This is a genomic window from Paenibacillus sp. FSL R5-0810, from assembly GCF_038002285.1.
Lineage (GTDB): Bacteria > Bacillota > Bacilli > Paenibacillales > Paenibacillaceae > Paenibacillus_AQ > Paenibacillus_AQ lactis.
This window is the reverse complement of the sequence record NZ_JBBOCF010000001.1, coordinates 3,226,384-3,240,252: the sequence shown is the minus strand read 5'-3', so window position 1 is coordinate 3,240,252 and position 13,869 is coordinate 3,226,384. Positions and strand designations below refer to the sequence as shown.

The following is a 13,869-nucleotide window of genomic DNA, read 5'->3' as shown; positions in this document are numbered from 1 at the left end:
CAGGCTTATGCTATGCTAGAAATAACTTAAATTATAAAAACCGAAGAAAGTAGGATGATGAACATGCAACAAACTTTCAGAATTATCGACGAAGACGGAATCCATGCACGCCCTGCAACAGCGCTGGTTAACACAGCCAACAAATTCCAGGACACGAATTCTTTCGCGGAATCCAACGGCAAGAAAGTGACGTTGAAATCCATTCTTGGCGTGCTGTCCCTCGGTCTTGAGCAAGGTGATACGCTGACGCTGATTACTGAAGGCGGCAACGAGAGCGAAGCGCTTCAAGCGCTCCAAGAAGTCATGATCAACGAAGGGCTAGGGGAACTTCATGAATAATCTGAAAGGAATCGCGGCATCGGCTGGTATTGCGATTGCCCGGGCTTTCATCCTCGAGCATCCTGATTATTCGATCAGCCAAAAGCAGGTAACGGACGTAGATGCCGAGCTTGCGAAGCTGGATGCCGCTCTGGCTCAGTCCCAAACTGAGCTGGAAGCGATCAAGGCACGGACGCTTCAGGAGCTTGGAGAGAAGAAGGCTGAGATTTTCGAATCTCACCTTCTCATTCTGAACGACCCGGAGCTGATCGATCCGGTTAAGGAGAAAATCAAGTCCGAATCGGTTAATGCAGAATATGCCTTAAACGAAACGGCAACTCAGTTCATCCAAATGTTCGAGAACATGAAGAGCGCTTATTTGCAGGAGCGGGCTGCCGACATGCGTGATGTTACGAAGCGCATCCTGAAGCATTTGCTTGGACTGAATTATGTCAGCCCTTCGGAAATCAGCGAGGAAGTGATTGTCGTTGCCGAGGATTTGACGCCTTCGGATACGGCGCAGCTGAACCGCAAGTACGTGAAGGGCTTTACGACGAACATCGGCGGCCGGACCTCGCATTCGGCCATCATGGCACGGTCGCTTGAAATCCCGGCCGTTGTCGGAACGAAGAATGTGCTCTCCTCGGTTCAGAGCGGCGACCTCATGATCGTTGACGGTCTGGAAGGCGATGTCATCATCAATCCGACCGAGGCGATCGTAACCCAATATCGCGCCAAGCAAGAAGCTTATGCCAAGCAGGTTGAGGAGTGGAAGAAGCTCCGTACCGAGCCAACCGTGTCGAAGGACGGCGTGCATGTCGAGCTGGCAGCCAATATCGGTACGCCTAACGACGTGGCCGGCGTATTGGATAACGGAGGCGAAGCGGTCGGCCTGTACCGTACAGAGTTTCTGTATATGGGCAGAGACAAGCTGCCTTCCGAAGAAATTCAATATGTCGCGTACAAGTCGGTCCTGGAGAAAATGGAAGGCAAGCCGGTTGTCGTCCGGACGCTGGATATCGGCGGCGACAAGGAGCTCCCTTACCTCGATTTGCCGAAGGAAATGAATCCGTTCCTCGGTTTCCGTGCGGTTCGTCTGTGCCTTGACCGCCAGGACATATTCAGAACGCAGCTGCGGGCGCTGCTTCGCGCCAGCGTTCATGGCAATCTGCGCATCATGTTCCCGATGATCGCTACACTCGGTGAATTCCGGGAAGCCAAAGCCGTTCTTGAAGAAGAGAAGGCGAAGCTGGAGGCCGAAGGAATCCAGGTTGCGAGCAATATCCAACTGGGGATTATGGTCGAAATTCCGTCAACGGCGGTTCTGGCTGACCAATTTGCCAAGGAAGTGGATTTCTTCAGCATCGGCACCAATGATCTGATTCAATACACGATGGCGGCGGATCGTATGAACGAACGCGTATCCTATCTGTATCAGCCGTACAATCCGGCGATTCTTCGCCTGATTAAAATGGTCATTGACGCTGCCCACCGCGAAGGCCGCTGGGTCGGCATGTGCGGCGAAATGGCCGGCGATTCAACGGCGATTCCGATTTTGCTCGGACTGGGGCTGGATGAGTTTAGCATGAGCGCAACCTCGATCCTTCCGGCACGCAGCCAGATCAGCAAGCTGTCCCGCGCCGAGATGCAGACGCTCGCAGCGAAAGCGCTGGAGATGGGAACCGCGGAGGAAGTGGTCGAGCTGGTTCGTGCGATCGACGCTGCGAACGCGTAATTCATCGAAGCTATTCGTTTTGCGCCATTAACTGGGTCATAACTTGATATTCCCAAGGGAATCTTGAACATCTTTTTCCAAGTAAATGATGAATTGACGGCATCTGTCCACCCGGACAGATGCTATTTTTTATCTCGTGGCAGAATTAAAAGATGCTATTGCTGACCTCTCCCAATAAGTTTATCAGCTTCGATTGATGACCGAAATTTTCATTTTCATTTGGTTCCGGCTGCATTCTCGCAGAAAAAAGAAAGACACCAGGCAAATTTGCTTGTATAATAGCCTAAAAAATATGGGGATTTGGCATGAACCCAAACCAAATGAAGGCTTTTGACATATATTGATATATGAAAGCGTTTTACATTCAAATGCTGGAGGTCTGTCTCATGATTCAGGTACCCATACTGGATGCGAATCTACTTTTAAAGCGACGGTGAGGATGAATATGGACATGATCAAGAGCTGCACGAGCGATCGACTGGGAGCGTTCTACAGCAAACAGGGAACTGCCTTTCAGGTTTGGGCTCCTGCTGCGAAGAGCGTTCGGCTGGCGCTGTATGAAAGTGCCGGCGATTACAATGATAATGGTCTTGTGACAAACCATGAGGGCGGAGAACGATATGTTATGGAACGCAGCCCGGATGGAACATGGAGTGTACATGTCCATGGGGATTTGCACGGGAAATTTTATATGTATGAGATCCGATCCGAAGACAGTAAGTTATGCTACGGGGTGGATCCATATGCAAGAGCTGTCTCGGCCAACGGCTGCCGCGGAGCGATCATCGATCCGGCCGTTACGAATCCGGAGGGCTGGGCGAATGATGTACGGCCGCCGCTGATTCAGCCGACCGATGCCGTGGTGTACGAGCTCCATGTACGCGATTTCTCGATTCATACCGATTCGGGGATGAAATATAGAGGGAAATTCAAGGCTTTCACCGAGCGGGGACTCAGGGACGAGGACGGCAATACGCTCGGGTTGGACCATCTGATTGAGCTTGGCGTCACGCATGTGCATCTGCTGCCGATCTTCGATTTTGCCACGGTCAATGAGCTTGACGGGTACGGCTCCGACTCGATCAGCAGCCAGTACAACTGGGGCTATGATCCGCTGCACTACAATGTCCCCGAAGGATCGTACGCAACCGACCCGGCGGACCCTGCCGTCCGGATCCGGGAGCTGAAGGAAATGATTCAGGCGCTGCATGCCTGCGGAATCCGTGTCGTCATGGACGTCGTATACAACCATACGTTTACGGTGGATGACGGGCCATTCGAGCGGTTTGCTCCGGGATATTTTTACCGCAGGGACTGCGGCGGAGCTTTATCCAACGGCTCCGGGGTCGGGAACGAGCTGGCAACGGAGAAGCCGATGGTGCGCAAATTCATCAAGGATTCGCTAAGGTATTGGGCAGAGGAATATCATATCGACGGATTTCGGTTCGATCTGATGGGGCTCATCGATACAACCACCATGAAGGAAGTGGTTCGGGAGCTTCGGGAGGAGGTTGATTCGTCGCTGCTGTTTTACGGCGAGCCGTGGACCGGAGGGCTTAGCCCGCTGGCGGAGCAGACCGTAAAGGGCACCCAGAGGGGCCAAGGCTTTGCGGTATTCAATGATCATTTCCGTTATGCCATCAAGGGCGATAATGACGGGCAAGGACGAGGTTTTGCTACCGGCGAGCCGTGGACGGAAGGGGCCATAGCGGAAGGAATGATGGGGTCCATCCACGATTTCGCACAGGATGCTAGCGAAACGATAAATTATGTCACGGTTCATGACAACTTGAATCTGTGGGATAAAATCCTGATAACATTGGGAATGGACCAGGAGGCGGGTCTGCTTCGGCTGCATGACGGCAGGCTGCAGAACGGGGGCAGCCTCTGGGAGGCAACGGCAGCTTCCCGGCCTTACGCCGGCGTCCAAGCGGATCAGGTCATGTCATCGGATCCCGTCCGCCGCAGCCTGCTTGCCAACGGGATCGTGCTGCTCTCCCAAGGGATTCCGCTGCTCCACGCTGGTGACGAGCTGCTCCGGACGAAATTTGGCGACCACAACAGCTACCGGAGCGGTGATGCCATAAACGCCATCCGCTGGTCCAACAAGAAGCTGTTCAAACCGGTGTTCGACTATTATAAAGGCCTGATCCATCTTCGCCGTTCGCAGCCGGCCTTTCGGTTGTCGAAGCGCGAGGAGATTGAGCGTCGAATGCAGGTGCTGCACGCCAGCGACCGATTGGTTGCCTGTCGTATTCAAGGCGGCTCCGGCAGCGGGGAATGGAGGCAAATCGTCGTCATTGCCAATGCAAATGAGCAGGATTTGAAGGTCGAACTGCCGCCTACCCCATACCGCTGGAACATCGTGGTCAACGAAGAACGAGCTGGCACCGAGCCGATCAAAACGACGGACCGGGCGTCCATCCGGGTACCAGGGGTATCCCTGATGGTGCTGTATGAAGACCGCAATGCGCTTAAGGACGGATTAGTAAAGATTGAGCTGGAATACGAACGCAAGGACGGCAAGTACGAGGGCTGGAACGCCTGGGTGTGGGGAACCGGCGTGCAGGACGGCAGCGTTCCGTTATCGCAAGGGGTGGACACCAAGGCCAGGGCGGTAATCTATGCGGCTGCGGGCGTTCGGCGAATCGGTTGCATCCTTCGGCTGCGCGAGTGGGAGAACCGGGAAGGCGATCAGGATTATTATATCGACATTCCGCCCGAACAGAAGACGGTCCGTTTCTCGATGCAAAGCGGCAGCGAGGGATGGTCCGTGACCCGGCGCAGCGGTGTTGCCAGTTAGGGAAGCTGCGAGTTATGTGTGGCATCAAAGAAGGAGCCATCCTTATCAACGAAAGGATGGCTCCTGTTTTATATTTCAAAAGGGGTAATGCTTATTACCCTGAGCGATTCGAAGTGAAACATTCTACGAAAAAATGATTAGCTAGCACAAAAAAAGGGTAATAATGAGATAGACTTTGTTTTCGATAAAGGAGGATTTTCACTCATGGCAAAAGGAAACAACGTTCAACTCACCGCACAAGTACGAAATGAATTTACAAGGGGTTCACGTCGAGCGCTTCGAGAGAGAGGCGGCGTTCCGGGTGTTGTATACGGCGGGGGCGACGAAAGCATTCCCGTAGCCGTTGATTTGAAGGAAACGGCCAAGCTGTTTCATACCGGACGCTCGGAAGTGTTCCATCTGGACATTCCAGGCTCTGGCCAGATTCCCGTATTGATTAAAGATATACAGAAGAGACGCGGAAACGTCGCTCATATTGATTTTCTTCGCATATCGATGAATAAGCCTGTACGTGTCAGCATTCCGGTCGAATACCATGGAACCGCACCCGGCACCAAAACGGGCGGCATCCTGCAAACGCAGGTAACAGAGCTTGAAGTCGAGGGACTGCCGGGCGAGCTGCCGTCAACGCTTGAAGCAGATGTATCCTCGCTCGAAATCGGCGATAAGCTCACCGTTGCCGACATTCAAGTGCCTAAGGGCATTACCCTGCATGCCTCGGACGAGGAAGTGCTTGCCACGGTTATCGTACCACGGGCCGTCGAGGCAGCCGAGACGGAGGAGCCTGCAGAGGCAGACGAAGCTGCGGCCGAAGAGAAGACAGAGGAATCCTAACGAGCGGATTATATAAAGGCGCCTGCATGAACTGGTATCAGCTCATGCAGGCGCCTCTTATTTTAGACTTGCCGGCCATGGAAAGGGGCTGCAGGGGCGTGACCGGGAAGCTCATCCCCGGGCACGGTTACGGCTTGTCCTTGAGGTCATGAATGCCTTTGTAGCTTTGCGGGGTATCCCCAAAGTATTTGTTCCAGATCGTTAAGTAGGTTCCATCCTGCTGCATGGTAGCCAGTGCATTGTTAACCGCAGCGAGCAGATCGGGGTTCCCTTTCACGAATGCGGCGGATACTTCGAATACCTCCCTGGATGAAGCGGCCGCTTGCACCGGCAGGTCCGGGAGCTGCTGCTTTAGATTGGTGACGGACAGCTGATCGGTGATCACCGCATCGATGCTTCCCTTGACCAGCATGTCAGCGGCTTCCCGGATATACTTGGCAGGCACGATCTTCGCTCCGTGCTTCTGGGCAATGCCTTGATAGGCTCCCGTCGGGTTCAGGCCGACCCGTTTGCCCTTCATATCTGAAAAAGACCGAATCCCCTCTTCACCCGTGCGGACCAGTAACACAGGTACGGTTGACAGATAGGCGATGGAGAAATCGTACAATTCCCGTCGGTCGGGCCGGTCTTCGATTTGATTAAATACGGCATCGTATTTACCTTCGGTTAATCCGGGGAGAAGACGATCCCAGGACTCTTCAGTAAATTCAGCCCGGAGATCCATATGGCGTGCGACCTCTTCGGCAATCTCCACATCAAACCCCGTAAGTCTTCCGCCGGTACCGCGATAGCTGAATGGAGGATAGTCCCGCTCGGTTCCGATCCGCAAAGTGCCGCGTTCGACGGCATTGCCAAGCAGGTTTCCTGTGTTGACCCGGTACGGATTGACTCCCATATTCGGCGTCGGCACCCGGTCCTGGCTGTCGAATGTACAACCGGGAAGCAGCAACGTGCTTGCAAGGGAGAGCAGCAAGAGCAGGCTGACAGATCGTTTCGCACGTGTTCCGCGCATGATTGATATCATCCTTTCTATGTTCAAGGCCCTATGACGGCCATACCGTAACGTTATCTTTTCCCAAAGGATGACCGGGCTATTCGCGCTTTTTGATATAATGGGAGTTTAGAAGCCGCTGAAACGGGATCGCTGAAGCGGAAAGGATAAAGAGGATAGGTTAAAAAGGCAAAGCGTTCGATGAGTTCCCTTGCTTACGAAGGAATCCGAAATAATAAAAAGCCTTCAGGCTCACCGCGCTTTGCGGATCTGCCTGAAGGCTTCAAAGTCCATTGCCTTAACGGTCATTAACGGGCCATCCAGCCGCCGTCAACGCACAGAATATGACCGTTCATATAATCGGAAGCGGACGAGGCCAGGAATACGGCAGGACCGCCGATATCTTCCGGCTTGCCCCAGCGTCCTGCCGGAATCCGTTCAGTAATGGATGCCCGGCGCTCCTTGTCTTGGCGAATCGCTTCGGTGTTATCGGTTTCGATATAACCCGGCGCGATGCCGTTTACCTGAATGCCGCTGGCTGCCCACTCATTCGCCAAGGCTTTGGTCAAGCCGGCAACGCCATGCTTGCTGGCCGTATATCCCGGCACATTAATCCCGCCTTGATAGGACAGCATGGAGCAGATATTGATCATTTTGCCGCTTCCGCGCTCGATCATATGCCTTCCCGCAAGCTGGGACAGCATAAAGACGGTGTTCAGATTCAGATCGATCACGTCGAGCCAGTCCTGCACCGGATGATCTTTGGCTGGGGTGCGCCGGATGATGCCGGCGTTGTTAACGAGGATGTCAACGCGTCCATTCAGCTCCAGCGCCTGATTGAACGTATCCTCCAGTTTGCTGTGATCGCTTAAGTCAACCCGAATTTCCGAGGCCTTCCTGCCGAAGGACTTTACGGCTTCAATCGTTTCCGCGCTTGTATTCATGGATACCGCAACGATATCGGCTCCCGCTTCAGCGAGAGCGATGGCGATTCCCTGACCCAAGCCGCGCGCCGATCCGGTGACCAGCGCGGTTTTGCCTGTTAAATCAAACCTGTTCATGTGCAGTTGAATCCCCTTTCCCGGTCTAATATTCTCCACTCTAGCCCTCACAGCTTGGCATCTGCCAAGAAAGCGAATGCGAAGCGATGCGATGTGTGCTATTCCAATTTAATGCCTGCGGCGATGTAGCGGCTGTACGTTTCTTCCGGCAAGCCTTGATCAGTAATGATCCCGGAAAGCTCATGCAGCGTGGAAAATGTTCTGAGCGCCGTTTGGCCGAATTTGTGATGGTCAACAACCGCGTATACCTCGAGCGAGGTGTCGATCAGAGCCCGTTTGAAGGCGATCAGATCGCCGGTATAAATCGATAACCCGTGATCGATATGGACACCGGTCGCAGAGATGAACGCCTTCTGTATGTTCAGCTGCTTCACATACGCTACGCCTTCGGGGCCGGCAAGCATGTTGCGCACGCGATACCCGCCCGGTACGACGAGACGAACGCTGCTCTTTGAAGCCAGCTCGCTGATAATATAGACATCATTGGTAATGACCGTCAGGTCCTTATCGCCCAGCTTGCGGGCGATTTCCAGTGTCGTGCTGCCTCCATCGAGCGCGATGATGTCGCCAGCCTGGATATGAGCCAGGGCCTTGTCCGCAATCTCGGATTTCTCATCGGCATGCTTGGCAAGGGGCTCCCTCGACGGCAAAATGCCGAATTGATCGCTCTGTGCCAGCACGGCTCCACCGTGCACGCGCACGATCAGACCCTGCTCCTCCAGCTTGGTCAGATCCTCGCGGATCGTTTTTCCGCTGACCTCAAGCTGGCGGCTCAAATCGGCCACGGTAACTTCCTTGTAGGTCAGAAGGTATTCCATGATTTTTTCATATCGCCGCAGCGGGTTCATAAAGCCTCAACTCTTCCGTCATAAAAATGGATATAAATATATCCTCTCTATTTTAAATCCTTCATGGACACAGGGTCCATATCATCGTATCTCTTATTGTCTCCCGCCATTCCCCAAATAAAGGTATAGTTGCTTGTGCCGACACCGCTGTGAATCGACCAGCTTGGCGAGATTACCGCTTGCTCGTTGCGCATGACGATATGTCTTGTTTCGGAAGGCTCTCCCATGAGATGAATGACGACCGCATCCTCCGGCAAATCGAAATACAAGTAAGCCTCCATGCGGCGCGGATGCGTATGGGCAGGCATCGTGTTCCACATATTGCCTTCCTTCAGCAAAGTCATGCCCATGACGAGCTGGGCGCTTTGAATGCCTTTCTGATGAATAAAACGGTAGATGACGCGGTCGTTGGAATTTTTAATATCGCCAAGCGCGCTGGAATCGGCTTCCTCAAGCGTCGCTTTGGCAGTAGGGAATGTCTGGTGAGCCGGAGCCGAATTCAAGTAGAACTTAGCAGGGTTCCCCGGATCGGCGCTGGTAAAAATGACCTCCTCGGCCCCCATGCCGACATACAGGCATTCCTTGTTATTCAAGGAATACTCCGTCCCGTCAACGGCAACGCTTCCGGCTCCTCCGATATTGATAATGCCGAGCTCGCGGCGCTCGAGGAAGAAGGAAACGCCCAGCTCCTTCATGTCTGTATCAAGCTTTACCGGCTTGTGAACCGGGGCGGCGCCGCCGATAATCAAGCGATCCTCATGCGTAAGAACTAGCTCCAATTCATCCTGCTTGAATAATACCGGAATGTGAAACTCCTTCCGCAGCCGTTCGGTATCGAACTGTTTTACTTCATTCGGATGTGAGGCATATCGTCTTTCCATTACTTCATCTCTCCTCGTGATCATAGTTTTTTTAAAAAAAGTATGACGTTCATATATGTTCAACTTACTCCATTTACGTTCATTTTACAAGACATAAAATAGAAAATGCACATGATCTGCGATTCAGCTAGCGGAAAAGCGGCTTGCGAAAATACGATAGGGAAGAGGAGAAGAAGTCTATTTGGAAAATAACCGTGTCGGTCCGATTGAAACGTGAAACGGCAGGGAACTACTAATATCGAGGATATGGCAAGCATCCAAAGAGCAACTCTCAATCCGCAAATTCAAAGAGCCAAAAGGTTTAGTTCGTCCATAGCACCCGGAAGCGGCGGGAATGGAATGTGCAAAATCCTGATTATCAGGAAGACATTCTTAATTAAACATATAAGTACAAGGCCTTCGGACCGATCGGGGCAGAGGTGATTCAATCGATATGAAAAAGAGCATGGTAATTCTGGCCGTTATGCAGACGGTTATGCTGACCGTTAGCAGCTTGCGTCCGGCTGCGGCATCGCTGCAGGAGCCGCCGCCAACTCTGGCATCGGCGGATGTTCGGAGCGAATGGAGAGAAGAGCGAAGCGGCGACTGGGTCAACATTGCGCATCGTGGGGCTTCGGGATATGCTCCGGAGAACACGATGGCATCCTTTCAGAAGGCATTCGATATGGGGGCGGATATGCTGGAGCTGGACGTGCAGCTTAGTCGGGACGGACATGTAGTCGTCATCCATGACAGCGACGTGGAGCGGACCAGCAACAGCCAAGGCGAAGTGGGAGCATTAACCCTGCAGGAGCTGAAGTCGCTGGATGTCGGAGCCTGGTATCATTCGGATTTTTCGGGAGAGACGATTCCGACGCTGGAGGAAGTCATGGAGCGTTTCGGCGGGGAAATCGGATTGTTAATCGAGCTCAAGCTTCCTTCCCGGTATCCAGGAATTGAAGAGAAGGTTGCCGGTGTGTTGAAACGGAAGGCACCGGCAGGAAACCGTGTGCGGGATGCCTCGCGGATGATTATGGTCCAATCGGCAGACACGGATTCCCTCCGCCGCTTTCACGAGCTGATGCCGGATATACCGCTTGGCATCGTCGCCACGAGTTCGAAGGAGTTGTCGAAGGAGCGGCTGCAGGAATTCAGCAGCTATGCCGACTACATTAATGTTTCTGTAAAGCTTGTGTCCGGGTCATTAATTAGGAAAATTCATGAAGCCGGAATGAAGACCTTCGTCTGGACGATTCGGGATGTGCTGCAAATCCCCTTCCTGATGGAGAGCGGGGTGGATGGGATTATAACGGATTACCCGGACAGGGTGCCGGTATCCTATCTGAATCATCGGGCAAGAAGCTAAGGTTTATACTTCGAAAACTAGCAAGAACGCCGCATAATTATTAGGAATAATCGTAGTGCCTTGACTGCTAAAATAGATTAGAGCGAATATCATGAAGGCTGAATCAGGCAATTCGGAGTGAAATCTATGCCTGTTTCAGCCTATTTTTGTATAAATTCTGCTTGCTATTTATGATTAGCACGAGTAGAATGTGAGTAAATCAACTTGTACGTACAATTTTGTGTTAATGAATCATTTGTGATCATAGGTATGTACAAGTTAGCTAGACAGCACTCATAACAGGAGGCGTTAATCATGAAGTTGAAACCGCATACTTTTTGGTTCGTTACCGGCAGCCAGCATTTATACGGACCGGAAACGCTAGAACAGGTTGCAGAGCATTCCCGCATCGTGGCCGCCGATTTTGACAAGGATCCGGTATTCCCGTTCCCTATCGTGTTCAAGCCGATCGTAACGACACCGGATGAGATATACCAATTGATTCTCGAAGCTAACAATGATGAGACCTGTGCAGGGATCATGACCTGGATGCACACGTTCTCCCCTGCGAAAATGTGGATCGCAGGCTTGTCCCAATTGCAGAAGCCGCTGCTTCATTTCCACACCCAATTCAACCGCGATATTCCTTGGGAAACCATCGACATGGATTTCATGAATCTGAACCAGTCCGCGCACGGGGACCGTGAATACGGCCATATCGGAGCACGTCTCGGCATCGCCCGCAAGGTCGTTGTCGGCCACTGGGAGGACGGCGAGGTTCGCGGCGCGATCGCGGGCTGGATGCGAACGGCTGCCGCTTATGCCGAGAGCCGCAGACTGAAGGTTGCTCGCTTTGGCGATAACATGCGCCAAGTTGCCGTGACCGAGGGGGATAAGGTCGAAGCGCAAATTAAGCTTGGATGGTCCGTCAACGGCTATGGCATCGGCGATCTGGTTCATGCGATGAATCAAGTCGGCGACGATGAAGTGAAGTCGCTGCTGAACGAATATGCGGAGCAGTACTCCATCACGAAGGAAGGACTATCTGACGGTCCGGTCCGCGATTCCATCGCTTATCAAGCCCGCATCGAGATCGGTTTGCGGCGCTTCCTCGAGGAGGGCGGATTTGGCGCATTCACGACGACATTCGAGGATCTGCACGGCATGGAGCAGCTTCCCGGCTTAGCCGTACAGAGACTGATGGAAGCAGGCTACGGATTCGGCGGCGAAGGCGACTGGAAGACGGCGGCGTTGACCCGAGTTCTGAAGGTCCTTGCCGGCAACAAGAGCACTTCCTTTATGGAGGACTACACCTATCATTTCGAGCCGGGTAACCATATGATTCTCGGATCGCACATGCTGGAGGTATGTCCAACGATCGCGCTCGATAAGCCATCGGTGGAGGTTCATCCGCTCGGCATCGGCGGAAAAGCCGACCCGGCACGTCTCGTATTCAACGGCCAGGACGGTCCTGCCGTGAATGCATCGCTCGTTGACCTCGGCCATCGCTTCCGTCTTCTGGTCAATGTGGTGGATGGCGTCAAAGTAGAGAAGCCGATGCCGAAGCTGCCTGTAGCCCGCGTATTGTGGAAGCCGCAGCCGTCGCTTCGGGAATCGGCAGAGGCTTGGATTTTGGCCGGCGGTGCGCATCATACGGTCCTTTCTTACGCGATTACGTCCGAGCAGCTGAGCGACTGGGCGGAGATGGCCGGTATTGAAGCGGTTATCATTGACAAAGACACAAGCCTTGCCCGGTTCAAAAATGAGCTGCGCTGGAGCGAAGCTGCCTATCGTTTTCGCTGATCGGGGGTTCGGGTATCTGTCAGTAATGCCCTGGCCTGTGTTACAATAACGAGATAGCTCCGGGATGATCGATGGATAATGGATCGATCCCGGTATCATGAGTGCGTAAGGCTAGAGGTGAACGATGAATAACAGACGGATACCCAAATATATGGTATTGAAGAACGAGCTGCTGTCCTGGTTCGAATCGGGCAGGCTGGAGCCGGGGAAGCAGGTGCCCTCGGAGCATGAAATCGCCGATCAGTTCGGCGTCAGCCGGCAGACGGTCCGCCAAACCTTCGGCGAGCTGGAGAAGGAAGGCTGGCTTGAGCGAATTCAAGGCAAGGGGACGTTCGCGAAAAATCCCAAGCGGCACGGAAGCGAGCAGGTGAAGACGATCGGCATCGTCACAACCTACATCTCCGATTATATCTTCCCGCATATTGTCCGCGGGGCGGAAGCCGAGCTTCGCAGCAAAGGCTACCGGCTCCTGCTGGCAAGCACGGACAACAACAAGGAGAAGGAGATGGAGAGCCTGCAGCTGATGACGAGCCAGCCGCTCAGCGGGCTGATCATTGAGCCGACCAAGAGTGCGGAGGGCAACCCGAACCTCAGTTATTTTTTGTCACTGCAGGAGAAGGGAATTCCGTTTCTGATGATCAACGAGAAGTATCAGGAGCTCGAATGCCCGTGCCTGAAAGTGGATGATGAGGCCGGGGGCTATAAGGCTGCCCGCCACCTGATCGAGAAGGGCCATACCCGGATTGCAGGCTTTTTTAAAAGGGATGACCTCCAGGGCGTAAACCGGCTGAAGGGCTTTCTGCGTGCCCACCGGGAATTCGGCATTCCGGTATCGCCCGATCGGGTGATCACCTATACGACCGAACAGCGGAATGTGTTCCCATATGAACAGGCGGTGCAGCTACTGAGTCTGCCGCATGACCAGCGCCCGACAGGGCTGGTATGCTACAACGACGAGTTAGCCGTTGCCCTGATCGAAGCTGCGGGACGATGCGGCCTGCATATCCCAAGCGATGTATCGGTAATCGGCTTTGACGATTCGGCGCTCGCCTTGGCAGCGGGAGCGAAATTGACGACATTGACGCATCCGAAGACCGAGATGGGCGTGATGGCAGCCAGTCAGCTGATCAGCATGATTGAGGATGCCGCCGTCATTGAGGATACGATCTTTCAGCCTCAGTTGGTGGAGAGAGAGTCCGTAATGAAACCGGCAGGACAGATACTGAATAGTTGAGCATAAAATGAACAAAGGTCCGAGAAATCGGACCGTT

General features: G+C 53.3%; 11 protein-coding genes. 7 read left to right on the top strand and 4 right to left on the bottom strand.

What is annotated here, in order from left to right; genetic code table 11:
• The first annotated feature begins 63 nt into the window (after window positions 1-63).
• The 4 genes from MKX76_RS14675 (at window position 64) to MKX76_RS14660 (ending at window position 5,690) form a co-directional block, all read left to right on the top strand.
• Window positions 64-339 (top strand): HPr family phosphocarrier protein, encoded by a 276-nt coding sequence (locus tag MKX76_RS14675; RefSeq protein ID WP_007129281.1) that lies wholly within the window; start codon window positions 64-66, stop codon window positions 337-339.
• A complete protein-coding gene (ptsP, locus tag MKX76_RS14670) occupies window positions 332-2,053 on the top strand; it encodes a phosphoenolpyruvate--protein phosphotransferase (RefSeq protein WP_341034051.1) in 1,722 nt (573 codons plus the stop codon). Before MKX76_RS14675 ends, ptsP begins: the two co-directional genes overlap by 8 nt.
• A 451-nt stretch (window positions 2,054-2,504) precedes the next feature.
• Window positions 2,505-4,856: a type I pullulanase gene (pulA, locus tag MKX76_RS14665; RefSeq protein WP_341034049.1), complete on the top strand. Its 2,352-nt coding sequence runs from the start codon at window positions 2,505-2,507 to the stop codon at window positions 4,854-4,856.
• A gap of 204 nt (window positions 4,857-5,060) precedes the next feature.
• Entirely contained in the window at window positions 5,061-5,690 is a 630-nt protein-coding gene (locus tag MKX76_RS14660; RefSeq protein ID WP_007129284.1) for a 50S ribosomal protein L25, read from the top strand.
• 127 nt (window positions 5,691-5,817) lie between these two features.
• On the opposite strand, the gene MKX76_RS14655 is transcribed toward MKX76_RS14660, so the two are convergent.
• From MKX76_RS14655 to kduI, 4 genes are all read right to left on the bottom strand, one after another.
• Entirely contained in the window at window positions 5,818-6,702 is an 885-nt protein-coding gene (locus tag MKX76_RS14655; RefSeq protein ID WP_007129285.1) for a transporter substrate-binding domain-containing protein, read from the bottom strand.
• Between the two features lie 287 nt (window positions 6,703-6,989).
• Window positions 6,990-7,742 carry a 2-dehydro-3-deoxy-D-gluconate 5-dehydrogenase KduD gene (gene kduD / locus MKX76_RS14650; RefSeq protein ID WP_028405022.1) on the bottom strand — a complete coding sequence of 251 codons (753 nt, stop codon included), beginning with the start codon at window positions 7,740-7,742 and terminating at the stop codon, window positions 6,990-6,992.
• 98 nt (window positions 7,743-7,840) lie between these two features.
• The gene (locus MKX76_RS14645; protein WP_007129287.1) at window positions 7,841-8,590 is read right to left on the bottom strand and encodes a DeoR/GlpR family DNA-binding transcription regulator; all 750 of its coding nucleotides are present in this window, start codon (window positions 8,588-8,590) and stop codon (window positions 7,841-7,843) included.
• A gap of 47 nt (window positions 8,591-8,637) precedes the next feature.
• On the bottom strand, window positions 8,638-9,471 hold the full coding sequence (kduI, locus tag MKX76_RS14640) for a 5-dehydro-4-deoxy-D-glucuronate isomerase (protein WP_210095602.1): 834 nt from the start codon (window positions 9,469-9,471) through the stop codon (window positions 8,638-8,640).
• Window positions 9,472-9,904: 433 nt separating this feature from the next.
• Between kduI and MKX76_RS14635 the strand changes: the two genes are divergently transcribed.
• The 3 genes from MKX76_RS14635 (at window position 9,905) to MKX76_RS14625 (ending at window position 13,832) form a co-directional block, all read left to right on the top strand.
• Window positions 9,905-10,816, top strand: coding sequence for a glycerophosphodiester phosphodiesterase (locus tag MKX76_RS14635; RefSeq protein WP_007129289.1), 912 nt, complete (start codon window positions 9,905-9,907; stop codon window positions 10,814-10,816).
• Between the two features lie 294 nt (window positions 10,817-11,110).
• On the top strand, window positions 11,111-12,598 hold the full coding sequence (araA, locus tag MKX76_RS14630) for an L-arabinose isomerase (protein WP_007129290.1): 1,488 nt from the start codon (window positions 11,111-11,113) through the stop codon (window positions 12,596-12,598).
• 124 nt (window positions 12,599-12,722) lie between these two features.
• On the top strand, window positions 12,723-13,832 hold the full coding sequence (locus tag MKX76_RS14625; protein WP_007129291.1) for a GntR family transcriptional regulator: 1,110 nt from the start codon (window positions 12,723-12,725) through the stop codon (window positions 13,830-13,832).
• Window positions 13,833-13,869: the final 37 nt, after the last annotated feature.